The organism is Paraburkholderia sp. BCC1885, from assembly GCF_900996235.1.
Lineage (GTDB): Bacteria > Pseudomonadota > Gammaproteobacteria > Burkholderiales > Burkholderiaceae > Paraburkholderia.
This window is the reverse complement of sequence record NZ_CAAJGM010000208.1, coordinates 519,065-544,353: the sequence shown is the minus strand read 5'-3', so window position 1 is coordinate 544,353 and position 25,289 is coordinate 519,065. Positions and strand designations below refer to the sequence as shown.

General features: G+C 63.7%; 17 protein-coding genes. 6 read left to right on the top strand and 11 right to left on the bottom strand.

Annotation, left to right across the window (positions count from 1 at the left end):
- Window positions 1-115 precede the first annotated feature (115 nt).
- From iolB to FQ755_RS20965, 7 genes are all read right to left on the bottom strand, one after another.
- Window positions 116-913, bottom strand: coding sequence for a 5-deoxy-glucuronate isomerase (gene iolB / locus FQ755_RS20995; protein WP_144156697.1), 798 nt, complete (start codon window positions 911-913; stop codon window positions 116-118).
- Window positions 910-1,836 (bottom strand): myo-inosose-2 dehydratase, encoded by a 927-nt coding sequence (gene iolE / locus FQ755_RS20990; RefSeq protein WP_144156696.1) that lies wholly within the window; start codon window positions 1,834-1,836, stop codon window positions 910-912. The genes iolB and iolE overlap by 4 nt, the downstream gene beginning before the upstream one ends.
- 10 nt (window positions 1,837-1,846) lie before the next feature.
- Window positions 1,847-3,802, bottom strand: coding sequence for a 3D-(3,5/4)-trihydroxycyclohexane-1,2-dione acylhydrolase (decyclizing) (iolD, locus tag FQ755_RS20985; RefSeq protein ID WP_144156695.1), 1,956 nt, complete (start codon window positions 3,800-3,802; stop codon window positions 1,847-1,849).
- On the bottom strand, window positions 3,799-5,823 hold the full coding sequence (iolC, locus tag FQ755_RS20980) for a bifunctional 5-dehydro-2-deoxygluconokinase/5-dehydro-2-deoxyphosphogluconate aldolase (protein ID WP_144156694.1): 2,025 nt from the start codon (window positions 5,821-5,823) through the stop codon (window positions 3,799-3,801). Before iolC ends, iolD begins: the two co-directional genes overlap by 4 nt.
- A 94-nt stretch (window positions 5,824-5,917) precedes the next feature.
- Window positions 5,918-6,772, bottom strand: a complete 855-nt coding sequence (locus FQ755_RS20975) for an ATP-binding cassette domain-containing protein (protein WP_260858734.1) — start codon at window positions 6,770-6,772, stop codon at window positions 5,918-5,920.
- A 13-nt stretch (window positions 6,773-6,785) separates the two neighbouring features.
- Window positions 6,786-7,958: an ABC transporter permease gene (locus tag FQ755_RS20970; protein WP_144156693.1), complete on the bottom strand. Its 1,173-nt coding sequence runs from the start codon at window positions 7,956-7,958 to the stop codon at window positions 6,786-6,788.
- A 197-nt stretch (window positions 7,959-8,155) separates the two neighbouring features.
- Window positions 8,156-9,202 carry a sugar ABC transporter substrate-binding protein gene (locus FQ755_RS20965; RefSeq protein ID WP_144156692.1) on the bottom strand — a complete coding sequence of 349 codons (1,047 nt, stop codon included), beginning with the start codon at window positions 9,200-9,202 and terminating at the stop codon, window positions 8,156-8,158.
- Between the two features lie 278 nt (window positions 9,203-9,480).
- Here FQ755_RS20965 and FQ755_RS20960 point away from each other — a divergent pair, with 278 nt between their 5' ends.
- The 4 genes from FQ755_RS20960 to FQ755_RS20945 all read left to right on the top strand — a co-directional run bounded on the left by FQ755_RS20960 (window position 9,481) and on the right by FQ755_RS20945 (window position 12,873).
- Window positions 9,481-10,362: a MurR/RpiR family transcriptional regulator gene (locus FQ755_RS20960; RefSeq protein ID WP_144156691.1), complete on the top strand. Its 882-nt coding sequence runs from the start codon at window positions 9,481-9,483 to the stop codon at window positions 10,360-10,362.
- On the top strand, window positions 10,355-11,374 hold the full coding sequence (gene iolG, locus FQ755_RS20955; protein WP_144156690.1) for an inositol 2-dehydrogenase: 1,020 nt from the start codon (window positions 10,355-10,357) through the stop codon (window positions 11,372-11,374). The genes FQ755_RS20960 and iolG overlap by 8 nt, the downstream gene beginning before the upstream one ends.
- Window positions 11,374-12,408 carry a Gfo/Idh/MocA family oxidoreductase gene (locus FQ755_RS20950; protein WP_144156689.1) on the top strand — a complete coding sequence of 345 codons (1,035 nt, stop codon included), beginning with the start codon at window positions 11,374-11,376 and terminating at the stop codon, window positions 12,406-12,408. The genes iolG and FQ755_RS20950 overlap by 1 nt, the downstream gene beginning before the upstream one ends.
- A 231-nt stretch (window positions 12,409-12,639) precedes the next feature.
- A complete protein-coding gene (locus FQ755_RS20945; protein WP_144156688.1) occupies window positions 12,640-12,873 on the top strand; it encodes a sulfurtransferase TusA family protein in 234 nt (77 codons plus the stop codon).
- A gap of 26 nt (window positions 12,874-12,899) precedes the next feature.
- Here FQ755_RS20945 and FQ755_RS20940 read toward each other — a convergent pair whose 3' ends face one another.
- From FQ755_RS20940 to FQ755_RS20925, 3 genes are all read right to left on the bottom strand, one after another.
- Entirely contained in the window at window positions 12,900-15,248 is a 2,349-nt protein-coding gene (locus FQ755_RS20940) for a PAS domain S-box protein (RefSeq protein WP_144156687.1), read from the bottom strand.
- A gap of 389 nt (window positions 15,249-15,637) precedes the next feature.
- Complete coding sequence (galU, locus tag FQ755_RS20930) at window positions 15,638-16,519, bottom strand: UTP--glucose-1-phosphate uridylyltransferase GalU (RefSeq protein ID WP_074263933.1); 882 nt, start codon at window positions 16,517-16,519, stop codon at window positions 15,638-15,640.
- Between the two features lie 60 nt (window positions 16,520-16,579).
- Window positions 16,580-19,459 (bottom strand): valine--tRNA ligase, encoded by a 2,880-nt coding sequence (locus tag FQ755_RS20925; protein WP_144156686.1) that lies wholly within the window; start codon window positions 19,457-19,459, stop codon window positions 16,580-16,582.
- Window positions 19,460-20,210: 751 nt separating this feature from the next.
- On the opposite strand from FQ755_RS20925, the gene FQ755_RS20915 reads away from it, so the two are divergent.
- Window positions 20,211-22,562 carry a UvrD-helicase domain-containing protein gene (locus FQ755_RS20915; protein ID WP_144156684.1) on the top strand — a complete coding sequence of 784 codons (2,352 nt, stop codon included), beginning with the start codon at window positions 20,211-20,213 and terminating at the stop codon, window positions 22,560-22,562.
- Window positions 22,559-23,359, top strand: coding sequence for a 5'-methylthioadenosine/adenosylhomocysteine nucleosidase (locus tag FQ755_RS20910; protein ID WP_144156683.1), 801 nt, complete (start codon window positions 22,559-22,561; stop codon window positions 23,357-23,359). The genes FQ755_RS20915 and FQ755_RS20910 overlap by 4 nt, the downstream gene beginning before the upstream one ends.
- On the opposite strand, the gene FQ755_RS20905 is transcribed toward FQ755_RS20910, so the two are convergent.
- The gene (locus FQ755_RS20905; RefSeq protein WP_144156682.1) at window positions 23,356-25,269 is read right to left on the bottom strand and encodes a propionate--CoA ligase; all 1,914 of its coding nucleotides are present in this window, start codon (window positions 25,267-25,269) and stop codon (window positions 23,356-23,358) included. The two genes, FQ755_RS20910 and FQ755_RS20905, sit on opposite strands and share 4 nt — an antisense overlap.
- Between the last annotated feature and the right edge of the window lie 20 nt (window positions 25,270-25,289).

The window sequence follows — 25,289 nt, the reverse complement described above, 5'->3', positions numbered from 1 at the left end:
GCCCGAACAGGCGCGCTAGCCGCTCGAATAGTCCACCCGCCGTCCGAAAAAATAGAGAGAATTTGCTCTGAATATGGAAAGCTGGGTGCAAACCCTGGCCGCCCAGCCACCACCCTCACTCCCTATTGATAATCCACTCGTGCGCCGGATCGTTCTTAAAATGCCAGACCCTCTGCTTCCCGGCCATAACATTCAAGTAGTACGAATCATATCCATAAGGAACAACAACCGGATGATACCCACGCGGCACCATCACCACGTCGTGATTCTCAACCGCCATGGACTCATCGATATCGCGCGAATCGGTATACACGCGCTGAAAAGCAAACCCCTGTGGCGGATTGAGCCGATGATAGTAAGTCTCCTCAAGCGAACTCTCGGCCGGCACGTTGTCGGTGTCGTGTTTATGCGGCGGATAGCTCGAAGCATGTCCGCCCGGCGTGCGAACCTCCACCACCAGTAAAGACTCCGCTGCCTCAGTCTGAGGCAAGATATCGCATACGTAGCGCGTATTCAGACCCTTGCCGCGCGTCGAGCGATTCATCTGCGAGGGCTCGATCAATCGGGCCGGGAAGCCGCCTTTGGCTGGTGCGCTCGCTACGCCCACTTCCGCATCGCGCAGCGCCCGCACCGTCGTGCGCAAGCCTGGCGGTAGATACACCGCATACGGTGCGGCGTCTTCGAACACGCTGTCGCGTGAACCCAGGCTGCTCCATTTCTGGTCGGCCGTTTCCACATCCACCGCGCCTGCCAACACCACGATGCACACTTCGCGTGCCGGCTCGAAGACGTGCACCACCTCATCCGTGTTCATGCGGTAAGCCGCAAAACCCACGTAGCGCCATGCCGCCGTCTCCGGTGTGACTCGCGCGATCGTCTGGCCCTCGCGCTGTGCCTTCACTAGCAAACTCATGCTGCCTCCTTCGTTGCAGACGTGCCGGCATCGAGCGGTGCATCCACTAGCGCGCGCAACGTCTGGTATCCCTTCTGTGCATAGGGGTACGACCTGGCGATCACCGGATCCTGTTCGGCTTCCACCACCAGCCAACCGCGATAACCATGCCGTTTCAGGCGAGCAATGATGCTCGGGAAGTCGACCGCGCCGTCGCCCGGAACCGTAAACGCCCCGTTGATCACCGAGTCCAGAAAGCTCCAGTTGCGGTTGCGCGCGAGTTTCATCACCGCGGGCCGCACGTCTTTGCAATGGACATGACAGACTCGTCCGATGTGTTTATCGAGCACTTCTACGGGGTTGCCGCCTGCGAACGTGATGTGTCCCGCGTCGAACAGCAGGCCGACGGCGTCGCTCGTGCGCGCCATCAATTTGTCGACGTCAGCGGGTGTTTCCACATACGCGCCCATGTGATGATGGTATGCCAGTCGCACGCCGCGACTCAGCGTATAGCGGGCGAATTCGTCCACACGCGCGGCGTAGGCGTCCCATTGCGCGTCGCTGAAGAAACGCGGGCGCTGGTAGAGCGGTTGCGCCGCGCCCTGGATCGAATCGGCCACTTCGCCGTACACCATCACCGTCGCGCCGTTGCGCGACAGCAATTCCAGATGTGCATCCACGGCGGCGATTTCGTCCGCGACGCTGCCGCGCGCGAGCCGTCCCGAGTACCAGCCGGAGACGAGCGCCAGGTCGTATTGCGCGAGCAGTGTTTTCAGCGCCTGCGGTTCGCGCGGAAACTTGTTGCCGAGCTCGAAGCCGTCGTAGCCGATTTCGCGTCCTTCGGTCAGCGCGACTTCGAGCGGCGTTTCGCCGCCGAGCGAGGGCAGGTCGTCGTTCATCCACGACAGCGGGTTGATGCCGATGCGTACTTCGAACTGAGTCATGCCAGCGTCCTCAATCATGTTTGGCGTCGCCGGCGGCCCTGGCGCGCTCGGCAAGATGGGTTTCGTATTGCGCACGCGCAGCGCGCACGCCTTCGCGCGGCGACACTTCCGGCACGGCCACTTCCCACCACCAGCCGCCGTCGTCGGTGGTGCGGGCGGCGTCGGTGTCGATGCTGATCAGATAGGTGCGATCGGCGGCGCGCGCACGTTGCAGCGCGGCTTCGAGTTCGGCCACGTTGGCGACGTGTTCGGACTGCGCGCCGAGCGCGCGCGCGTGAGCGGCAAAGTCGACCGGTGGTGCGCCGAGCGGACCCTGCTCGCAATCGTCGAACATGTTGTTGAACGGCGCGCCGCCACAAGCCTGTTGTAGTCGATTGATGCAACCGTAGCCGCGATTGTCGAGCACGACAATGATCAGCTTGGCGCCGAGCATCACCGAAGTGGCGATCTCGCTGTTCAGCATCAGGTAACTGCCGTCGCCCACCATCACGATCACGTCGCGCTCGGGCCGCGCCAGTTTCGCACCGAGACCGCCGGCGATCTCGTAGCCCATGCACGAATAGCCGTATTCGACGTGATACGCACCGGGACGGCCCGCGCGCCATAGCTTGTGCAATTCGGCGGGCAGCGTGCCTGCCGCGCAAACGACGATGTCGTCCGTCGCCGAGGTGGCGCTCGAGCGTTGCACCGCGCCGATCACGTCCGCGTCGTAAGGCAGCACGGATTCGTGTTGCGGCGCGTGCGTGAGCATGCCCACGGTGTCGCGCCAGTCGGCGGCGAGCTTTTGCGCCCGCGCGGTCCAGCCCGGATCGGCGCGCCAGCCGCTGAGTTCGGTGGTGAGCGCGCCGAGCGCGAGGCGCGCATCGGCCTCCACGACCTGGCCGCGATGCTTGAGGCCGTCGAAGGCATTCGCATTGATGCCAATCACGTCGGCCTGGGTGAACAGCGTGTTCGAGCCCGTCGTGAAGTCCTGCAAACGGGTGCCGATGGCGAGCACGCAATCGGCGTCGTGCGCGAGGGCGTTTGCCGCGGGCGAGCCGGTCACGCCGAGCGCGCCCGTGTTGAGCGGATCGTTCCAGGCGAGCGAGCCCTTGCCGGCCTGGGTCTCCGCCACAGGGATCCCATACGCGCTCGCGAACGCCTGCAGCGCATGGGTTGCGTGGCCGTACAGCACGCCGCCGCCGGCGACGATCATCGGCCGCCTTGCTTGACGCAAGCGCTCGACCGCGGCGCTGATCTCTTCGACAACCGGTGCAGGAGCATGAAAGTTGATGACGCGCGGTTCAAAGAACTCCGCCGGGAAATCCCATGCGGTGGCCTGGATGTCCTGCGGCAAAGCAAGCGTGACCGGTCCGCACAACGCGGCGTCGGTCAGCACGCGAATCGCGCGTGGCAGCGCCGTCAGCAATTGCGCGGGATGCACGATGCGATCGAAGTAGCGCGAGACCGGCTTGAACGCGTCGTTGGCGGAGATGCCGCCGTCGTTGAAGTCCTCGACCTGCTGCAGCACCGGGTCCGGCGCACGCGTGATGAAGACGTCGCCGGGCAACAGCAGAACCGGCAGGCGGTTCACGTGCGCGAGGGCCGCAGCGGTCAGCAGATTCGTCGCGCCAGGGCCGATCGACGTGGTGACCGCCATCATCCTGCGCCGGAAATGCGCCTTCGCGTAGGCGATCGCGCTGTGTGCCATGGCCTGCTCGTTGTGTGCGCGCAGTGTCGGCAATTCCTTGCGATGCTGGTACAGCGCCTCGCCGATCCCCGCCACGTTGCCGTGACCGAAGATCGCGAAGACGCCGCCGAACAGCGGCTCGATGCCGGCGCCGTCCTCGGTCCTGACGCGCTGCGCCGCGAGGTAGCGGATCATCGCCTGCGCCATGGTCAGCCGCACGGTACCCGCGGCCGGCGCCGCAGATGCCGATGCGGAAAAGGCGGGACTCGTATCGTGATGCAAGATGCGCTGGTTCATGCAGCTTGCTCCTGGTGAATGGGTTGCGGTGTGGCGCCGTGCGGCGCGGCACTGCCGCGCGTGGCGCGCCACGATTCGATCAATGTTTCGAAGGTCTGCCGCACGCGCGAGATCAGTTCGTCGTCGCTGATGGAGCCGGCGAGCCACGCATGGCTCGGCTCGTGGAAAATCGTCCGGCCCACCGTGAAGCCGCGGCAGGTAGCCGACTGCGCCGCCGCCCGGAAGCCCTCGTTAAGCTGTTCGACCGCAGCGGATAAGCCGAGCAGCACCACGCCACGGCAGTACGGATCGCGTTCGGCGATCAATGCATCGACGGCTTGCCACTGCGCTGCTTCCATCGGCTCCAGCTTCCACCACTCCGGATAGATGCCGATGTTGTACAGACGTTTCAATGCGCGATACACCGTGTCCGAACCGTTCGGCAGATGCGCGTGCCTGGGTGGAATCACTTCGAGCAGCAGTTCATGACCGCTCGCCTGGGTGGCGTCGTACAGGGCGCGCAATTGCGCTTCCTGTTCGAGGCGTTGCTCGATGGGCTCGTCGGGATGAAACTGCACGAGGCATTTCACGACGTGTTCCTGCGGCCAGGCGATCAGCGAGGTGCCGATCGAGCGTCCGTGGTCGAATACCAGCGGCACCGAGCCCGGCAACTCCACCGGACGGCCGATCCACCAGCCACGTCCTGTCGCAGCGTTCAATGCGTCCTGGCCGTAGCGGTCATCGATCAGGACTCCGATGCGTCCCTGCAGATCAAGCGCGCTCTCGGTCTGCGCGACGGCTTCGACGAACAGGCTCTTGAGGCGGGCGATGCGCGCTTCGTCCGCGCCGGTCTGCTGGGCCAGATCGAAAAGCTGGTTGCGGTGATCGAACGCGAAGCCGAGCACTTCGTCCCATTGCTTGCGGGCCGGAGAGACACGATGTAGCCGCGCGAGTTTCGCATCGCGATCGGGGCGGCGCATGCGCTGCGGATCGGCTTTCGCTTCGGAGAGGAAGTAGTCGAGCTCGGCGGGCGTCGGCATTGCCGGGGCACAGCCATGGCGCGACACCACCAGCGCGCCGCTGGCATTCGCGGCGCGCGCGCACGCTTCGAGCGGTTCGTCGCGCAGCCAGCCGGAGAGAAAGCCGGAGGCGAAGGCATCGCCCGCGCCAAGCACGTTCAGCACTTCCACTTCGACACCGCCGTGAAGCGGCGCGTCGTCGAGCGAGGCCGGCACGGCGCCGTCGATGATCTGGCAGCCGAGCGGGCCGCGCTTGACCACCAGCGTCGCGGGCGTGACGGCGCGCACCATCGCGAGGGCGTCGATCAATTCCGCCTTGCCGCCGGCAATGCGGAATTCTTCTTCGGTGCCGATCACCAGATCGATCAACGGCAAAATGCGCTGGAGGTGTGCCGTGACATCTTCATTGGCCACGAAACGGGTCTCGCCGTCGGCCTTGCCGGTGAGTCCCCACAGCACTGGACGGTAGTCGATATCGAGCACCGTGCGCACGTTGTGGCGGCGCGCGTGATCGAGCGCGCGGCGGCTGGTACGGTTGACCTGCTCGGTGGAGAAGTGCGTGCCGGTGATCAGCAGGGCTTTCGATGAAGCGATGAATGCTTCGTCGAAATCGGCTTCATCGACGGCCATATCGGCGCAGTTTTCGCGGTAGAAAATCAGCGGGAAGGTGTCGCGGTCTTTCAGGCCCAGTATCACGAGCGCGGTCAGGCGTTCATGGTCGACGCGCACGTGGCTGATGTCGCAACCTTCCTTGCTGAGCGTTTCGGTGAGAAAGCGGCCCATATGGTCGTTGCCGACGCGCGCGAGCATCGCCGAAGCAAGCCCGAGTCGCGCGCAACCGAACGCGATATTCGCCGACGAGCCGCCGAGATATTTGGCGAAGCTCGATACGTCCTCGAGACGGGCGCCGACCTGTTGGGCGTAAAGATCCACCGCGAGCCGGCCAAGGCAGATGATGTCGCGGCTGCGGTCCGGCGCGAAGCGGCCGGCAACGGACGGCGTGGGGGTGCTGGTGAGAGCCATGGAATGTCCTGTATGTCCTAACGCGTGACTTGGCGGCAAGGGTGAAACGCGGCTGCTGCGGGGCATGGGCCGTGCATCCGCTGCATGGCGCGGATCAGATCGTCGCGCCTTCGAGTTCGCCGATCATCTTCTGCATCTCGGCACCGCCGGCCATCATGTCGAGCACTTCGTCCTTGCTGATGGTGTCCTTGGTGAAGGTGCCGAGCGACTTGCCGCGATTGAGCAGCGTGAACGAATCGCCGATCGGATACGCGTGATGCACGTTGTGCGTGATGAAGATCACCGAGATGCCTTTGGCGCGCGCAGTGTGGATCAGCTTCAGCACGTTGAAACTCTGCTTCACGCCGAGCGCCGCCGTCGGTTCGTCGAGAATCAGCACGCGGGCGCCAAAGTGAATCGCCCGCGCAATCGCTAGGCATTGCTTTTCGCCGCCCGACATCGTGCCGATCGGCTGATGCGGGTCGCGCACGTTGATGCCCATTTCCGCGAGCTTGTCGCGCGAGGCGCTGGCGCAATGGTCGAGATCCATCACGTTGATAAAGCCAAACAGTTTTTTCTGCGGCTCGCGTCCCATGAAGAAATTGCGCGCCACCGACAGCAGCGGCACCAATGCAAGATCCTGATAAACGGTGGCGATACCGAGGTCGAGCGCGTCTTTGGGCGAGGTGAAACGCACCGGCTTGCCGTCGACCAGATAAGTGCCTTCGCTCGGCTGATGCACGCCTGCGAGCGTCTTGATCAGCGTGGATTTGCCGGCGCCGTTGTCGCCCAGCAGGCAATGCACTTCGCCGCGCCTTAAGCGCAAAGTGATGTCCTTCAGCGCAATCACGTTGCCGAAGTAGCGGCTGACGTTTTCGAGCGCGAGGATATAGTCGCCGTCCGCGGGCTGCGTTTTGACAGTTGCTTGCGAAGCTGCCGTATCAGCCGTGGGATTCAATGGAGTGTTCATGATGGACTCTCGCTTAGCGGGCCGCCGCGACGCGGCTGCGCACGTAGTGGTTGAACAGCACCGCGAACAGCAGCATCGCGCCGAGGAAAACGCGGAACCAGTCCGAATCGATGTTCGTATAGGTAATGCCGATCTGCACGACACCGAAGATCAGTGCTCCGAACGATGCGCCAACCACCGAGCCATAGCCGCCGGTCAGCAAGGTGCCGCCGATCACCGCCGCGATGATGGCTTCGAATTCCGCCTGCAGGCCGCGATCCGCCGCTGCTGAACCGATGTCGCACACCTGCAGGACCGAATAGAGGCAGGAGCAGAACGCGGTCAGCACGAACAGCGAAATCTTCACGCGACGCACCGGTACGCCGACATTCTTCGCCGCATTGGAGTCGCCGCCCACGGCGAAGATCCAGTTGCCGAACTGCGTTTTGGCGAGGACGAAGGCGCAGATCGCCGCGAGCGCGAACCACCAGAGGATCACTTTCGGAATCCCGGGGACGAGAGGCAGGCCGCTGTCGAGCAGCTTGACCACGCCGATATGTCCAAGCCAGGTGAAGAGGCCCTTGAATGCGACACCCTGGAACAGGGCATGCGCGAGCCAATCGTGCGCGGCGACGTCGCCGACCCCCGAAATGATGGTGCGGTCCGCAAACATCACCGAGAGTGCGAGCGTGAGGCCGCGCAGAATAAACAGGAACGCCAGCGTCACGATGAAGGAGGGCAGCCGCGTGCGCATCACGAGGTAGCCGTTCAGCGCGCCGAGCAGCATGGAACCGGCGAACGCGAACACGATGGACAAGGCGATCGGCCAGTGGAAGTACATCGTCGGCAGTGCGACCATCATGCCGGAGAAGCCGATCATCGAACCGATCGAAAGGTCGAACTCACCGGCGATCATCAGCAGACACGCGCCCACCGAGATGATGCCGAGGTAGGCGGCGACCTGCGACCAGTTCATCACGCCGTCGAGATTGAACATGCCGGAATTGCCGGCCGAGAGCCCGAACACCAGGAACACCATCACGGTGCCGGCAAGGGCGGCGAATTCCGGCCGGCTCAGCAGGTGTTTGAACCACGATTCGCGACGCACCCGTTCGTCTGCCGCCGCAGCGGGGCCGGACGCCGCGGCGTTGGCCGCGTCCTGGTCGGAAGGGTGATGTTTGGCGTGGAAAGGGTTGGCGACGCCCATTGAAGCTCTCCTTGATGCGCCGGCGCAGGCGCCGTGACGACGCTGCGCCTGAAGGCGCTTGATGCAGATGAAATGCAAATGAAGTGCGGCTGACACATTGCGAAGGGCGGCGGGTGCGCCGCTGGCGGCGCGCTTCCCCTCGGGCCTGCCGGTACAGGGCCGCGTTGGCCCCGTACCCGAACTCAATGCGACATTGCTTAGCGATACTGACCAGCGTACTGGATCACCTTGTCGACGTTCTCCTTCGTAATGAAGCCCGGGCCTGAGCCGATATTGCGCGGTCCATAGGAAGGGGCGAGACCGTAGGTGGACAGACGTGCCTGGAACTTCGGATTGGCCTGAAGGATCTGGCGGATCTTGACCGGGTCGGTGGTGTGGTCGTGCTTGACGATGGCCAGCACGGCTACCGCGATATAACCCTGCAGATAGGGCTGCTGGTCGATGGCGAACTTGATCGTGCCGTCCTTGATGGCCTTGGCGATGTCATCGTCGAAGTCGAAGGTGGCGAACCAGATCTTGCCGGCGAGGCCCATCTGCTGCACGGCCTTGATGGTCGGCGCAGCCGAGAGCGGGCCGAGTGCGAGCACGCCGCCGGTATCCGGGTGATTGCGCAGATACGCGCTCACTTTCGACTGGACGCCGGTCGGGTCCGTGCCGGCGTCGAGCGTGGAGGTCTTGAAGTCGACGCCGAGCGCGTCGGCAAAGCCTCGGCAGCGTTCGAACGAAGCCGGATTGGTGGCGTAGTGATTCACGCACAGGAACGATTTGACGCCGGCCGCCTTGGCCTTTTCGCCGGCGGCCTTGCCCGCCGTATATTCCGGTTGGCCGATATGCATGACCGCGCCCAGATCCGCGCTCTGCTGTTCGGTGCCCGAATTGATCGTGACGAGCGGAATGTGCTTTTCGGTGACCTTGCCGATGGAGCCCTTCAGCACGTCGAAGTCGGCAATGGTGACGATCACGCCATCGTAGTTGCGCGCGGCCGCCTGTTCGATCAGGCGCGCCATGTCGGCGATGTCGCCGTTAGGCGGGTTGCGGTAGTCGGTCTCGACGTTGAAATCTTCGTCGGCCTGTTTGATGGCGTTCTTGATGGTGTTCCACCAGGAATCGGAATCCGGCGCGTGGCTGATCAACACGAAGTGCGCATCGGCCGCGCGGGCCGCGGTCGTGGCGGCCAGGCCCGCCGTGAGTGCCAGTGCCGCTACCAGAATCTTCAGCGTTGCCTTGCCATTGCAAAGTCTCATTGTCTCCACCTTTCTCGGTCTTCGTTATTGAAGGGAGCGTCTGGCTTTCTTCATACCTGCAAGCCCTCTTAGCGTTTTCACGCAGCTCGCATCGCCATCGCTCAAAACCAAGAGTAGGCCAACTTTTGCCGTGTTGCAATGAAAATTTCATGACAAAGAAAAATGGAAAATATGTTCCATTTGACGAAGCGCCTGCCTATAATCGGCAGCGTCAGTGCAATGCGCGGAGCCTATGTGGGCGCCGTTTTGCAGCGCAATAAAGCGGTAAAGGAAGAGCCATGGCGGAAGACGGTACGGAAGAGTTGTCGAGTGTCGAAGATTTGATGCAGCGCATCGCGGAAAACTACGAGTCGTTGCCGCGTCAGTTGAAGAGCGTCGCAACGTATATCGAGCAGCATCGTTCCAGCGTCATGGTCGATCGCACCAGCGACATCGCCGCGAGTTGCGGCGTGCATCCCTCGGCGGTGGTCCGGTTTGCGCAGCGCTTCGGCTTTTCGGGTTTCTCGGATCTGCAGGCGGTGTTTCGTCAGGCGTATACCGGCCACGGCACCTCGTCGCCGAGTTATCAGCAACGCATTCGCAAGCTGATCGACGAGAAGCCGGGTGCGCTGTCGGGCGGTTCGGTGGCGCGAGAATTCATCGCGGCTTCGCGCGGCGGTCTCGAAGAACTCGAAGCGGGTCTCGACGACAAGGAATTCGACGCCGCCGTGAAAATGCTGCAGCAGGCCGACAATATCTACGTGGTCGGCGTGCGGCGGTCGTTTCCGGTGGCGAGCTACATCGTCTACGCGTTGCAGCACACGCCCAAGCGCGTGCATCTGGTCTCGGGCTTCGGCGGCATGTATCGCGAACAGATTCGCAGCGTTCGCAAAGGCGACGTGGTCATTGCGATCAGCTTCGCACCCTACGGCAAAGAAACGCAGTACTGCTTACGAGTGGCGCATCACCATCAGGCAAAGACGCTGGTGATCAGCGACAGCCAGTTGTCGCCGCTCGCACGCTACGCCACCACGCAACTTTATGTGAAGGAGGGGAGCGCGTTCGCGTTCCGCTCGCTGACCAGCACCATCTGCCTGTGCCAGGCGCTGTTCATCGCGCTTGCGTACAAGCTGGAATTAAACGTAGAAGAATCGAAAGACACTGGAGGATACGATGACTGACGTGGCAGGCAAGACAATCGACGTAGCCGTGTTCGGCGCCGGGCGCATCGGCCGGATTCACGCGGCCAATCTCGCGCGGCAACCGGGCGTGCGGCTCAAATATGTGGTGGACGTGAACCGGGACGCGGCGAATTCGCTCGCGGCCCTGCACGGCGCACAGGTGGCGGATATCGACGGCGCGATGGGCGATGCCTCGATCGGCGCCACGGTGATCTGTTCGAGCACGGACACCCACGCGGACCTGATTCTGAAATCCACGGCGCAAAAGAAGCATATTTTCTGCGAGAAGCCGGTGGACCTGACGCTCGAGCGCGCACGAGCCTGCGCGGACGCGGTGGCGAAAGCGGGCGTGGTGTGCATGATCGGCTTTCAGCGCCGTTTCGATCCGACCTTTGCGGCATTGAAAGCGCGCATCGACGCGGGCGAGATCGGCACGCCGGAAATGCTGATCGTGACGAGCCGCGATCCGGGTGCGCCGCCGGTCGAATACATCAAGCATTCGGGCGGCATTTTCAAGGACATGCTGATCCACGACTTCGACATTTTCCGCTGGATTCTCGACGACGAAGCCGAGACGCTGGATGCCACCGGCAGCTGCCTGAGCGACCCGGCGATCGCCGAAGCAGGCGATATCGACGCCACGGCGGTGACGATCCGCACGAAGAGCGGGCGCCTATGCCAGATCAACACGGCGCGGCGCGCGGCGTATGGCTACGACCAACGTTTCGAAGTCCTTGGCAGTACGGGCATGCTGCAGGCCGGTAACGTGCGGCCCACGGAAGTGGTGGCGTATTCGAAAACGGAAGTATCGAGCGACGTCCCCGAAGCCTTCTTCCTCGAACGCTACCGCGCGGCCTACGCGGCGGAAATCGCGCATTTCTTCGAAGCAGTCACGCAGGGCAAGCCGGTGCGCACGACGGTGGCGGACGGCCTGAAGGCGCTGGAACTGGCCGAGGCGGCGACGCGTTCGTGGCGCGAAGGACGGCCGGTGCGTCTCGGCGAGGGGGCGTGATGGCCGCTACGTCGAATCGTCAGCCGGTGCGAGTGGGCGTGGTCGGGCTCGGGCGGCTCGGCAAGCGTCACGCCGAGAACCTGGCTTATCGGGTGCCGGGCGCGGCGCTGGTGGCGGCGTGCAGTCCGGTTGCAGAGGAACTGGCATGGGCGAGCGAGGCGTTGCCCGCGCCGCGCCTCTACGAGGACTATGCCGCCTTGCTCGAAGACCGCGAGGTCGACGCCGTGTGGCTCGTCACGCCTTCGGCGTTGCACGCGCAGCAGATTATCGATGCCTTGCGCGCAGGCAAGCATGTGTTCTGCGAGAAGCCGCTGTCGCTCGATCTGGCGGAATGCGAGCGCGTGCTGGCCGAGGCGCAGCAGCGGCCGCATCTGCAGGCGACCATCGGTTTCATGCGCCGCTTCGATCCGAGCTACCGCGACGCGTTCGACAAGATCGCCGCGGGGGTGATTGGCCGGCCGTTCATGGTGCGCTCGCAGACTACCGACAAGAACGATCCCGACGGTTTCTTCGTGCGCTTCGCGCCGACCTCGGGCGGGATTTTTCTCGACTGCACGGTGCACGACATCGACGTGGCCCGTTGGCTGCTCGGCAAGCCACGCGCCAAACGCGTGTTCGCCAGCGGCACGATTGCGCTGCACGAAGGACTGCGCGAATTCGGCGACGTCGACAACGGCGTGGCGATCTGCGAGTTCGAAGGCGGCCGCCTCGCGATGTTCTATGCCTCGCGCACCATGGCGCACGGCAACGACACGGGCAGCGAAGTGATCGGCACGGCGGGCGCTTTGACGATTGGCCACAATCCGCGTCTGAACCGGGTCGAAATTGCGGACGCCAGCGGGATTCGCAACGAATGCACGCCAACCTTCTTCGATCGCTTCGAAGACGCGTTTTTGTACGAGGCGCGCGCCTTCGTTGTGGCGGTGCAGGGCGGGGCGTCCGCGGGCGCGACGCTGGCCGACGCGCTGGAAGCGACGCGGATCGGCAGCGCGCTGCGGGAATCGTTGCAAACGGGCCAGGCGGTGACGTTGTAAGGCTGGGCTGCCGGCTGGCGGCCCAGCGAGGCTATGCGCCTGATAACGGGCCTGGTAGGCCTGACGGGCCCGCGCAGACGAGACAAGCGCGCGCCGCAAACACCGCGTGATCGACGCGCTTCTGCGATAACCGTCATACCCGCGCGGCACCGGCGTGGAGATGACGGCTGCGGTAGAATTTGACCCTCTGTCCGGCGCCGTTGCGGCGCCTCATCCCGAAGGTCATCGTCGATGCAAACTCAGGTTCACAAGGAAGTCGATGCGCGCGGGCTGAACTGTCCGCTCCCCATTTTGCGCGCCAAAAAAGCGCTCGCCGACATGGAAAGCGGCCAGATTCTCAAGGTGCTCGCCACCGACCCCGGCTCGCAACGCGATTTCGCCGCGTTCGCCAAGCAGACCGGCAACGAGATCGTCGAAGTTTCGACTCACGACAAAGTGTTCGTGTTTCTGATGCGCCGCCGCTGAGCGCGACGCCGTCTCCCGCCTGTCGATCAGGGCCGCGAACTGTTGAGCACCTTGCTCAGTTCGTCCAGCGTATAGGGCTTGCGCAACGCCTTCCAGCGGAACGTCAGGTCAGGCACATCGGTCATCTCGTGCCCCGAAGCGAAGATCACGCGCAATGCCGGCCGCAATTGCACCGCTTTTTCCGCGAGTTCGATACCGGATTTGCCGGGAAGACTGAGATCCGCGAGCAAGACATCGAAAGCCTGCTCGCCAAGCTGGCGTAGCGCGTCGTCCGGTGAACCGGTTTGTGCCGGCTCGTGGCCAAGCATCCTGATCAGTTCGCTCGTGGCTTCCAGCAAGGCCAGATCGTCGTCCACCAGCAGCACACGCAGTCTCGTCGCGGGCGCGCTTGCTGGCGGCTGCAGCGTGTCCGTAAGGGGGATGGGCGTGCCGGGCGTGCGTAGCATCTGGCGAATCTTCGAGGCGAGCTGTTCGCGGCTATAGGGCTTGCTCAGCAATTCGACGCCGGGGTCCAGCCGCCCGCCGTGCACGATCGCGTTTTGCGTGTAGCCGGACGTGAACAGCACTTTCAGACGGGGCAGAAGCTGCACCGCCTGGGCGGCCATTTCGGGACTGCGCGGCAAGCCGGGCATGACGACGTCGGTAAACAGCAGATCGATATGGACGCCGCTGCGAATCACCATCAGCGCCTGCTCGGTGCCGTCCGCCTTCAACACGCTGTAGCCGAGGCCCGATAAGGTGTCGACCACCGTCGACTGCACCTTCGGGTCGTCTTCCACCACGAGAATCGTCTCCGTGCCGCCGCGCAGCTTCACGCTCGTTCGCGGCGGCGGTTCGACGGCGGTTTCGGTCGAGCGCGGCAGGTAGATCCTGACGGTCGTGCCGTGTCCCAGCTCGCTGTAGATGCGCGCGTGGCCACCGCTTTGCTTGACGAAGCCGTAGGCGGTGGCGAGGCCGAGGCCAGTGCCCTGGCCTTCCGGTTTGGTCGTGAAGAACGGCTCGAATGCCCGTTCGACCACGTCGGGCGGCATGCCCGTGCCGGTGTCGGTGACGGCCAGCAGGACGTACTGGCCGGCGGGCACCTCGGGCAGGCCGGCGACGTATTGGTCGTCGAGCATCGCGTTGGCGAGTTCCATGGTCAGCTTGCCGCCGTCCGCCATCGCGTCGCGGGCGTTGATCGCCAGATTGAGGATCACGTTTTCGAGCTGATGGATGTCCACGAAGGTGTTCCACAGACCGCCCGAGACCACGGTCTCCACCTCGATCGTCTCGCCCAGCGCCCGCCGCAGGAGGTCGTCCATGCCGCGGATCGCCGCAGCGAGATTGATCACCACCGGCTGCAAGGGCTGCTGACGGCCGAAGGCGAGCAGTTGCGAGGCGAGTTTGGCGCCGCGTTCGACGGCGTCGATGGCCTTGTCGAGCCGTTCGCGAGTCCAGCTGTCGCTGGCATGGCGCCGCTCCAGCAGTTCGAGGTTGCCGCGCAGGACTTGCAGGACGTTGTTGAAGTCGTGCGCCACGCCGCCCGTCAACTTGCCGATGGCCTCCATCTTTTGCGACTGGAACAGCGCCTTGCGGGCATCTTCGAGCAGGCGGTTCGATTCCATCCGCTCGGTGATGTCGCGGGTGATCTTGGCGAAGCCGGCCAGCGTGCCGTCGTCCTCGCGAATCGCGTCGATCACGACGTGCGCCCAGAAGCGCGTGCCGTCCTTGCGGACGCGCCATCCTTCCGCTTCGAAGCGGCCGTCTTTCGCGGCGGCGTCGAGGCCGCGCTGCGGCAGTCCGGTCGCGGCGTCCTCGGGCAGATAAAAGCGCGAAAAGTGCGAACCGATGATCTCTTCCGCCGTATAGCCCTTGATGCGCCGGGCGCCGGAGTTCCAGTTGGTGACCATGCCTTGCGGCGAGAGCATGAAGATCGCGTAATCGGTGACGCCGTGGACCAGCATGCGAAAGCGCCGCTCGCTTTCGAGCACGGCCTCGTGGGCGGCTTTTTTATCCGTCATGTCGCGGACGATTTTCACGAAACCGGTCAGTTGCCCGTCCGCATCATGCAGGCTGTTGATAACCACGCTGGCCCAGAACTGCGTGCCGTCTTTGTGAAGCCGCCAGCCTTCCGTGTCGTGACGGCCGGTGCGCCGGGCGATTTCGAGGCCATTCGCCGCCACGTTATCTTTGCGGTCTTCTTCCGTATACAGGACATCGAGCGGACGGCCGACGATTTCGTCGGGCTGATAGCCGTGGATCGCCGCCGCGCCTGCGTTCCAGGTGAGAATCCGGCCGTCGGGAGAAATAGCGAAAATCGAATAGTCGGAGACAGAGGCAACCCATTCGTCGGTCCAATGCAGGATCGTATTGCTTGAGTGCCGTTCGTTCGGCATAGGGGGCTCCGATTTATCCGTCTTTGATGATGAAGCGGGTACGGCGGCTGAGGCTGTCGCTCAATATACTATTTTGGCGCGGGTAGGCGGCGGGTAACGTATGCCGCCCGCCTGGTTTGCGGTTGCGCAGCGCAAACGCAAACGCAAACGCAAACGCAAACGCAAACGCAAACGCAAACGCAAACGCAAACGCAAACGCAAACGCAAACGCAAACGCAAACGCAAACGCAAACGCAAACGCAAACGCAAATCCAAGCCCAAACCCAACGGCTAAAACAAAAGGCGCCGTGGCCCGCTATGCTGGGCGACAGCGCCTTCGCCGGTTCCCGCTACGCGCCGCTCGTACCTCCGCGGCGCCTGGCTGACCGTTCACACCTTCAAGCAAACACTCAGCCTTCCAGCACCGGCGAGCGCGTGCGCAGATACTCTTCGAAATCCGCTGCGACTTCCGGATGGCGCAGCGCAAATTCCACTGTTGCCTTCAGATAGCCGAGCTTGCTGCCGCAGTCGAAACGCGTGCCGTGATACTTGTAGGCGAGAACCTGTTCGTCGGCGAGCAGCGACTGGATCGCGTCCGTCAATTGCAGTTCGCCGCCGGCGCCCGGCTTCAGGGCGCGCAGATGTTCGAAAATCCGCGGTTTGAGCACGTAGCGGCCCACCACGCCGAGGTTCGACGGCGCGACTTCCGGCGCCGGCTTTTCGACGATGCCCGACATCTTGATGATCGAATCCTCCCATTCCTTGCCGTCGACGATGCCGTATGACTTCGTTTCCGAATGGGGGATTTCTTCCACGCCGATCACCGAGCTGTGATAGTGGTCGAACACCTCGATCATCTGCGCCATCACGGGCGGCTTGCCGTACAGCAAGTCGTCCGCGAGGATCACGGCGAACGGATTGTCGCCCACCAGCTTTTCGGCGCACATCACTGCGTGGCCGAGGCCGAGCGCTTCCGGCTGGCGCACGTAGAAGCAGTCGACATGGCTCGGCTTGATGCTGCGCACGAGTTCCAGCAGCTTGTCTTTGCCGCGCGCTTCGAGTTCGGCTTCGATCTCATACGACTTGTCGAAGTGGTCTTCGATGGCGCGCTTGCTGCGCCCCGTGACGAAAATCATCTCGGTGATGCCGGCGGCCATGGCTTCTTCGACCGCGTACTGGATCAGTGGCTTGTCGACGATGGGCAGCATTTCCTTCGGGCTCGCCTTGGTGGCGGGGAGGAACCGGGTGCCAAGACCTGCTACCGGAAATACCGCTTTTGTAACTTTTAGCATGTAATTACCCCTGAATCCTCTGGTGGCTACGCCTGCGCGAGCACAGGCATGGAGCGTCAATCAGGCTGGCAGTCGCGCGAGTTGCGCGTTCAGCTTGCCGATGGTCGTTTCGTATTCTGCCAGCCTTTTCTGCTCCTGCTCAACGACTGCGGGCGGGGCTTTTGCGACAAAGCTGTCATTTTGCAGCTTTGCATTGCATTTCGACACTTCAGCGCCCAATCTCGCAATCTCTTTTGACAAGCGTTCGCGTTCGGCTGCGACATCGATTTCCACCTTCAGCACCAGCTTGTCATTGCCTACGATAGCAATTGGCGCGCCATGTGTCTGGGCGTCGAGCGTGGCTTCGTCGGCGATGATCTGCACTTCCGACAATCGGGCCAGCGCCTGGGCGTAAGGTGCAAAGGTGCGCAGGCGTTCGGCGTTGCCGGTGGCGAGCAGCGGCACCTTGGTGGCGGGCGACAGGTTCATCTCGCCGCGCAGGTTACGGCAGGCGTCGATCACGGCTTTCAGATCGGTTACCCATTGCTCGGCGGATTCGTCCAGTTTGGCCGTATCCGCCAGCGGATACGGCTGCACCATGATGGAGGCTTCGCCCTCGGCCATCCCTTGCGGGTAACGGTCGGCAAGCGGCGCCACCTTCTGCCATAGCGCCTCGGTGATGAACGGAATCACCGGATGCGCAAGGCGCAGCACGGTTTCGAGCACGCGCAACAGGGTGCGGCGGGTGGCGCGTTGCTGTTCCGGCGCGCCGTTCTGGATCTGCACCTTGGCGAGTTCGAGATACCAGTCACAGTATTCGTCCCAGACGAACTTGTATAGGGCGTTTGCCACATTGTCGAAGCGATAGTCGGCAAACCCCTTGGCCACTTCGGCTTCGACGCGCTGCAGGTGCGAGACGATCCAGCGGTCCGCCTGCGAGAAGTCGAGATAGGCGCCGGGGCCGCAGTTGCCTTCGCCATTCGGGCCGCAGGCGTCGGCGGGTTTGCCGAAGCCGCAATCGTGGCCTTCGCAGTTCATCAGCACGAAGCGGGTGGCATTCCACAGCTTGTTGCAGAAGTTGCGATAGCCCTCGCAGCGGGCGAGGTCGAAGTTGACGTTACGGCCGAGCGTGGCCATCGACGCCATGGTGAAACGCAACGCGTCGGTACCGAAGGCGGGGATGCCGTCGGGGAATTCCTTGCGGGTCTTTTTCTCGATCGACGCCGCCTGCTTCGGGTTCATCAGCCCGGTGGTGCGCTTGGCGACGAGCGCATCCAGACCGATGCCGTCGACGATATCGATGGGGTCGAGCGTATTGCCCTTGCTCTTCGACATCTTCTGGCCCTCGGCGTCACGCACCAGACCGTGCACATAGACGGTGTCGAAAGGCACCTTGCCGGTGAAATGGGCGGTCATCATGACCATCCGCGCGACCCAGAAGAAGATGATGTCGAAGCCGGTGACGAGCACCGACGACGGCAGAAAGGCTGCCAGTTCCTTCGTGTCGTTCGGCCAGCCGAGCGACGAAAACGGCACCAGCGCGGACGAGAACCACGTGTCGAGCACGTCTTCGTCGCGCTTCAGGGCGCCGTCATAGCCTTGGGCAGTGGCTTGCGCACGGGCTTCTTCCTCGGTTTTGGCGACAAAGATTTCGCCGTTTTCACCGTACCAGGCCGGAATCTGATGGCCCCACCAGAGCTGGCGCGAGATACACCAGTCCTGGATGTTTTCGAGCCACTGATAGTACGTGGTAGTCCAGTTTTCCGGCACGAAGCGGATCTGGCCGTCGCGGACCACGTCAAGCGCGGCCTCGGCGATCGACTTGCCGGGGTTGAAGGTGCCTTCGGGCGCCGGCTTGCTCATGGCGACGAACCATTGGTCCGTCAGCATGGGTTCGAGCACGACGCCGGTACGGTCGCCGCGCGGCACCATCAGCTTGTGCGGCTTGACGGACTCGAGCAGGCCGATGGCTTCGAGATCAGCGACCACCTGCTTGCGCGCCTCGAAACGATCGAGACCGCGATACTTTTCGGGCGCGTTGTCGTTGATTTTCGCTTCGAGCGTGAGGATTTCGATCTGCGGCAGCTTGTGACGCTGACCGACCTGATAGTCGTTGAAATCGTGCGCGGGGGTGACCTTGACGACGCCGGTGCCGAATTCGCGATCGACATAATCGTCCGCGATGACGGGGATTTCACGGTCGGCAAGCGGCAGTTTGACCATCTTGCCGATCAGGGCGGCGTAGCGCTCGTCCTCGGGATGAACCATCACGGCGACGTCGCCGAGCATGGTTTCCGGCCGGGTGGTGGCCACCGTCAGATGGCCCGAGCCGTCGGCGAGCGGGTACTGGATGTGCCACAGATGGCCGTTTTCTTCTTCGCTGGCGACTTCGAGGTCGGAGACGGCGGTCATCAGGACCGGGTCCCAGTTGACGAGACGCTTGCCGCGATAGATCAGGCCCTGTTCATACAGACGGACGAACACGTCGCGCACGGCGGCGGACATCTTGTCGTCCATGGTGAAGTATTCACGTGACCAGTCAATCGACGCACCGAGGCGCCGCACCTGGCTCGTGATGGTGGAACCGGACTGCTGCTTCCATTCCCAGACGCGTTCGACGAACTTTTCGCGGCCGAGGTCATGGCGCGAGATCTTCTGGGCGTCGAGCTGGCGTTCGACGACGATCTGGGTGGCGATGCCGGCGTGATCGGTGCCGGGGACCCACAGGGTATTTTCGCCGAGCATCCGATGGTAGCGGGTAAGGCCGTCCATGATCGTCTGGTTGAAGGCGTGGCCCATGTGGAGGGTGCCTGTGACGTTTGGCGGCGGAAGCTGGATCGAAAAGTTTTTGGCGTTTGCCGCGAACGCTGGCGCGGCGTAGGCGCGTTTTTCCCACTCCGGGCCCCATTGGGCTTCGATATTGTGGGGTTCGAAACTCTTGGCAAGCGTGGTGTCGCTCATTGTTCGTGGTCTGCGCTGATTCTGTGGAATTGTCGATTATAAGCGGTGCGCCTGGGGGGAGGTTTGCCTGCGGCGCTTTGGTGGTTGTTCTGGCTGTTTTGGCCTTTCCTTGCGTTCTTATTGGTTTGCTGGCGTTGCCCCTGTGCGGGGCGGCACTTACTTTCTTTGCCGCCGCAAAGAAAGTAAGCAAAGAAAGCGGGCTGCAACCGCCAGCCTGTAGGTGTCCACCGCTGGCATCAAACCGGAGTGGTTCGCGCACGAAATCTGTCCTCGCGCCACACGCGGTAGTGACAAGGCCGTCATCCGTTCCGGCGTCGCGCTGCGCGCCGCCGCTGGGCATAACACCCGGTTCGGCGGCCGCGGGACCCACGGGCGGCTTTCCTGAGCAGACCCGACCGCGACGCACGCAGTGCGGAGTGGGATGAATGAGCCCTTTGTCAAAGTCAGCGGCGGTGCGAGAGGTCATTTCGTGCGCGGACCACTCTGGGGCTGCGTAAGTGGTGGACACCTACAGGCTGGCGGTTGCAGCCCGCTTTCTTTGCTTACTTTCTTTGCGGCGGCAAAGAAAGTAAGTGCCGCCCCGCACAGGGGCAACGCCAGCAAACCAATAAGAACGCAAGGAAAGGCCAACGCCGCAGGGCAACCAACCCAAACCAAGGCGCCGCAGGCACAACCCCCACCCGAGGGCAAAAACCAAACCCACCCCCAAACCTTATAATGACGAACGAACCGCCGCCGACCCCCCTGGAAAATGCCCGAACTCCTCAATAACCTGAACCCCGAACAACACGCAGCGGTCACGCTGCCAAATGAACCGGCGCTGATTCTGGCCGGCGCGGGCAGCGGCAAAACCCGTGTCCTCATTACCCGCATCGCGTGGCTCATCCAGCAAGGCCTGGCGTCGCCCGCCACGATCCTCGCGGTAACGTTCACCAATAAAGCCGCCCGCGAAATGATGGCGCGCCTGCAGGCGCTGCTGCCCATCGATACGCGCGGCATGTGGATCGGCACCTTCCACGGCCTGTGCAACCGCATGCTGCGCGCGCATCACCGTGACGCCGCCTTGCCCGCCACCTTCCAGATTCTCGACACCGCCGACCAGCTCTCCGCGATCAAGCGTCTGATGAAGGGCTTGAACATCGACGACGAAAAATATCCGGCGAAAAATCTCCAGTACTTCATCAATAACGCCAAAGAGCAGGGCCTGCGTCCCAAAGACGTCGACGCTACCGATAACTTCAACCGCAAGTTCGTCGAACTTTACGAAGCCTACGACCAGCAGTGCCAGCGTGAAGGCGTGGTCGATTTCCCCGAGTTGCTGCTGCGCTGCTTCGAACTGCTCGCGCACAATCCGCCGCTGCGGGCGCATTATCAGGCGCGCTTTCGTCACATCCTCGTCGACGAGTTCCAGGACACCAACAAGCTGCAGTACGCGTGGCTCAAGCTGCTGGCCGGACAAACCAATTCGATCTTCGCGGTCGGCGACGACGATCAGTCCATTTACGCTTTTCGTGGCGCGAACGTCGGCAACATGCGCGACTTCGAACAGGAGTTCAATGTCCGCCATCTGATCAAGCTGGAGCAGAACTATCGTTCGCACGGCCACATCCTCGATGCGGCCAATCAGTTGATCGCCAATAACTCGCGGCGTCTGGGCAAGAACCTGCGTACCGATGCGGGCCACGGCGAGCCGGTGCGCGTCTATGAAGCCGCCACCGATACCCAGGAAGCCGGCTGGATCGTCGAGGAAATCAAGGCGCTCATCAACACCGGCACCTCGCGCAGCGAAGTCGCCGTGCTGTACCGGAGCAACGCGCAGTCGCGCACCATCGAACACACGCTGGTGAACGCCGGTATCGCCTATCGCGTGTATGGAGGTCTGCGCTTTTTCGAGCGCCAGGAAATCAAGCACGCACTTGCCTATCTGCGCCTGATCGACAACCCGAATGACGACACCGCCTTTTCGCGCGTCGTCAATTTTCCGACTCGCGGCATCGGTGCGCGCTCGATCGAGCAGCTCGCGGATGCGGCGCGGCTCTACAACTGCTCGATGGCCGCGGCGATTCCGTATGTGGCGGGCAAAGCGGGGTCGAGTCTCGCCAGCTTCGCCAATCTGGTCGGCAAGATGCGCGCGGAAACGCAGCAGATGAGTCTGCCCGAGACGGTCGAATATGTCGTGCGGGCGAGTGGTCTGTCGGAGTTTTATCAGACCGAGCGCGAAGGCCAGGACCGCCTCGAAAACTTGCAGGAACTGGTCAACGCGGCGGCGGCGTTCGTCAGCGAGGAAGGCTATGGGCTCGATACGCCGGCGCGCTCCATTCCGCTGCGTCCGGGCGCGACTTCCGCACCGGAGCTGGTGACGCAAACGGATGACCCGAACACCGTGGTCCTCGACGCGCCGAACCTCACCGACCCCGCGCAAAACCCGGACACGATGACGCCGCTCGCCGGCTTCCTCTCGCACGCCTCGCTCGAAGCCGGCGACAACCAGGCGCAGGCCGGCCAGGAAGCCGTGCAATTGATGACGGTCCACGCGGCGAAGGGGCTCGAGTTCACTGCCGTGTTCATCACCGGTCTCGAAGAGGGCCTGTTCCCGCACGAGAACAGCGCAATGGAAACCGACGGTCTCGAAGAAGAGCGCCGCCTGATGTATGTGGCGATCACGCGCGCCAAGGAGCGGCTGTATCTGTCGTTCGCGCAAAGCCGGATGCTGCACGGCCAGACGCGCTACAACATCCGTTCGCGCTTCTTCGACGAACTGCCGCAGGAGACGCTCAAGTGGCTCACGCCCAAGGTCGAAGCGGGATCGCGCTGGGGCGGCCGGTCGGATAACGCCGGCTATGGCCGCGACTGGTTCGCGCGTCCCGGTTACACGGGGCCCGCGTCGACCACCTCGGCGCCGCTGCCGGCTTTCGCCAACGAACAGCGCGCGGCCGAAAGCGGCTTCCGGGTCGGCCAGCAGGTGTTCCACACCAAGTTCGGCGAAGGCACCATCACCGCGCTGGAAGGCGGCGGCGCGGACGCCAAGGCCCAGGTCAAATTCAAGCGGCACGGCGAGAAGTGGTTGGCGCTTGCTGTCGCCAAACTGCAGGCGGTCGAATGAACACAATGCAGAACGGGGCGGGGGACGCGCGTCGTCCGCTGGGCGTAATGGCGGCGTTGCCGCAGGAACTGGGCGATCTGATCGAGGCCATGCGCGCCGAGTCCGGCGTGCGCACGGTCACGCACGGTCGCCGTGACTATCATCTCGGCACCGTGCACGGCGCGCCGTGCGTCGTGACGCTCGCGCGCATCGGCAAGGTGGCCGCGGCGGCGACGGTCAGCGCGCTGATTCATGCGTTCGATGTCGAGGCGGTGGTGTTCACAGGCGTCGCCGGCGGGGTGGGGCGTGAGGTGCGGATTGGCGACGTCGTCGTCGCCGATACCTTGACGCAACACGATCTCGACGCCTCGCCGCTGTTTCCGCGCTTTGAGGTGCCGTTGCTCGGCATCGGCCGCTTCGCCGCGGACGAGGCGCTGGCCGGGCAGCTTGCGGCGGCGGTGGAGAAGTTTGTCGCGGAAGAGGGCGGCGCGCTCGCGGCCCGCTTCGGCACGCAACTGCCGCGGGTGCATCGCGGGCTCATCATCAGCGGCGATCAGTTCGTCGCCAGCGCGGCGGCGGTCGCGGCATTGCGCGAGGCGCTGCCCGACGCGCTGGCCGTCGAAATGGAAGGGGCGGCGATTGCCCAGGTGTGTCACGAATACGGCGTGCCGTGCGCGATCGTGCGAACCATCTCGGACACTGCCGACGCGCACGCGCCCGCCTCGTTCACGTCGTTCCTCACCGAGATTGCCGGGACCTATTCGAACGGTGTTCTCAAGCGGTTTTTAGCGGCGCGCGCCGCTGCCGCCGTCCGTTAATTTTTCTTCGCGGATTCACTCGCGGCCAGCGCGTCGCGCACCTGTTGCAAGGCGCTGGCATCTTCGATGGTCGGCAGGTCGCCGGGCTCGCGACCTTCCGCCAGCGCCGCGATCGCGCGCCGCAGCAGTTTGCCGGAGCGCGTCTTCGGCAGCATCGACACCACATGCACCCGCGCCGGCCGTGCAATCGCGCCGAGCTGACGATCCACCGTCGCAATCAGGTCGGCCTCCAGCTTGACGCGCGCCTTGTCTGCCGCATAAGCGTCGGCATCGCGCAGCACGGCGAAGGCCATCGCCACCTGGCCCTTCAGCGGATCGGCCACGCCCACCACCGCGACCTCCGCTACGGCGCGATGGCTCGACAGCGCCTCTTCGATTTCCCGCGTGCCGAGTCGATGGCCCGCCACGTTGATCACATCGTCGGTGCGGCCGAGGATCGTCACGTAGCCGTCGCCATCCTGAATGCCCCAGTCGAAGGTCGAATAAAGCTGGTGTTCCGGTACGCTCGACCAGTAGGTGCTGACGAAACGCCGGTCGTCGCCCCATACCGTCGACATGCAGCCCGGCGGCAGCGGATAGCCGAGCGTGATCACGCCTTTCTCGCCCGGCGCGCAGATTTCGCCGGTCTGTTCGTTGCGCAATGTCAGGTTGTAGCCGTAGACCGGCAGCCCCGGTGAGCCGAGTTTCGGCGTGAGGGCTTCGACGCCGCGCTGGATCGCCAGCATCGGCCAGCCGGTTTCGGTCTGCCAGTAGTTGTCGACCACCGGTTTGCCGAGCGCGTCGGCAATCCACGAGGCGGTTGGTTCGTCGAGCGGCTCACCGGCCAGAAACAGCGTGCGCAGACTCGACAGGTCGGACTTCTTCAGCAGCGCCGGATCCTGCTTCTTGAGCACGCGCAGGGCGGTGGGCGCGGTGAACATCAGGTTGATCCGATGCTGCTCGACGAGTCGCCACCAGATGCCGCCGTCCGGACGGATCGGCGTGCCTTCGTACATGACCGTGGTGAGTCCCGGGATCAGCGGCGCGTAGATGATGTAGCTATGGCCGACCACCCAGCCGATATCCGAGGCGGTGAACATCGTGTCGCCCGCGCGGCCTTCGTAGATGTACTCCATGGACGCGGCGAGCGCGACCGCGTAGCCGCCGACGTCGCGCACCACGCCCTTCGGCCGCCCGGTCGTGCCCGAGGTGTAAAGCACATACGACGGCTCGTTGGATTCGAGCCATTCGCACGGCACGTGGGCATCGAAAAACTGCTCCCGCAGCGGTTCGTAATCGACGAGGTAACTGGCATTCAGACGTTCCGGCGCGAGCTGGCGGTCGATCCGCAGCACGTGCGGCGGCTTGTGCTGCGCGCGGGCCAGCGCTTCGTCGACGAGCGGCGTGTAGTCGATCACCTTGCCGCCGCGCGCGCCGGCGTCGGCGGTGACGATCAGCGCCGGCTTTGCATCGTCGATGCGCGCGGCCAGGCTCGGCGCCGCGAAGCCGCCGAACACCACCGAGTGAATCGCGCCCAGCCGCGCGCAGGCGAGCATCGCGAACACCGCTTCGGGGATCATCGGCAGGTAAAGCAACACGCGCTCGCCAGGTTTCACGCCGAGCGAGCGCATCACCGCGGCCATGCGGTTGATTTCCGCGTACAGCTCGGCATACGTGTAGCGCCGCTCGATGCCGGTCTCCGTCGACACATAGACGAGCGCGTTCTGCTGCGCCCGCTCGGCCAGATGGCGGTCGACGGCGTTATGGCACAGATTGGTCCGGCCGCCGACGAACCAGCGCGCGAACGGCGGATTCGAGCGGTCGAGCACCGTGTCGAACGGCGTCTCCCAATGGATGCGCCGCGCCTCGTCGCGCCAGAAGCCTTCGGGGTCTTCGATGGAACGGCGGTGGAACTCGCGGTAACGGCTCATCGGCGATCCTTTCTGCGGCG

Bases quoted from the DNA above. Each gene is read 5' to 3' on its own strand.
- iolB (WP_144156697.1), bottom strand. From the start codon at position 913: ATGAGTTTGCTAGTGAAGGCACAGCGCGAGGGCCAGACGATCGCGCGA.
- iolE (WP_144156696.1), bottom strand. From the start codon at position 1,836: ATGACTCAGTTCGAAGTACGCATCGGCATCAACCCGCTGTCGTGGATG.
- iolD (WP_144156695.1), bottom strand. From the start codon at position 3,802: ATGAACCAGCGCATCTTGCATCACGATACGAGTCCCGCCTTTTCCGCA.
- iolC (WP_144156694.1), bottom strand. From the start codon at position 5,823: ATGGCTCTCACCAGCACCCCCACGCCGTCCGTTGCCGGCCGCTTCGCG.
- FQ755_RS20975 (WP_260858734.1), bottom strand. From the start codon at position 6,772: ATGAACACTCCATTGAATCCCACGGCTGATACGGCAGCTTCGCAAGCA.
- FQ755_RS20970 (WP_144156693.1), bottom strand. From the start codon at position 7,958: ATGGGCGTCGCCAACCCTTTCCACGCCAAACATCACCCTTCCGACCAG.
- FQ755_RS20965 (WP_144156692.1), bottom strand. From the start codon at position 9,202: ATGAGACTTTGCAATGGCAAGGCAACGCTGAAGATTCTGGTAGCGGCA.
- FQ755_RS20960 (WP_144156691.1), top strand. From the start codon at position 9,481: ATGGCGGAAGACGGTACGGAAGAGTTGTCGAGTGTCGAAGATTTGATG.
- iolG (WP_144156690.1), top strand. From the start codon at position 10,355: ATGACTGACGTGGCAGGCAAGACAATCGACGTAGCCGTGTTCGGCGCC.
- FQ755_RS20950 (WP_144156689.1), top strand. From the start codon at position 11,374: ATGGCCGCTACGTCGAATCGTCAGCCGGTGCGAGTGGGCGTGGTCGGG.
- FQ755_RS20945 (WP_144156688.1), top strand. From the start codon at position 12,640: ATGCAAACTCAGGTTCACAAGGAAGTCGATGCGCGCGGGCTGAACTGT.
- FQ755_RS20940 (WP_144156687.1), bottom strand. From the start codon at position 15,248: ATGCCGAACGAACGGCACTCAAGCAATACGATCCTGCATTGGACCGAC.
- galU (WP_074263933.1), bottom strand. From the start codon at position 16,519: ATGCTAAAAGTTACAAAAGCGGTATTTCCGGTAGCAGGTCTTGGCACC.
- FQ755_RS20925 (WP_144156686.1), bottom strand. From the start codon at position 19,459: ATGAGCGACACCACGCTTGCCAAGAGTTTCGAACCCCACAATATCGAA.
- FQ755_RS20915 (WP_144156684.1), top strand. From the start codon at position 20,211: ATGCCCGAACTCCTCAATAACCTGAACCCCGAACAACACGCAGCGGTC.
- FQ755_RS20910 (WP_144156683.1), top strand. From the start codon at position 22,559: ATGAACACAATGCAGAACGGGGCGGGGGACGCGCGTCGTCCGCTGGGC.
- FQ755_RS20905 (WP_144156682.1), bottom strand. From the start codon at position 25,269: ATGAGCCGTTACCGCGAGTTCCACCGCCGTTCCATCGAAGACCCCGAA.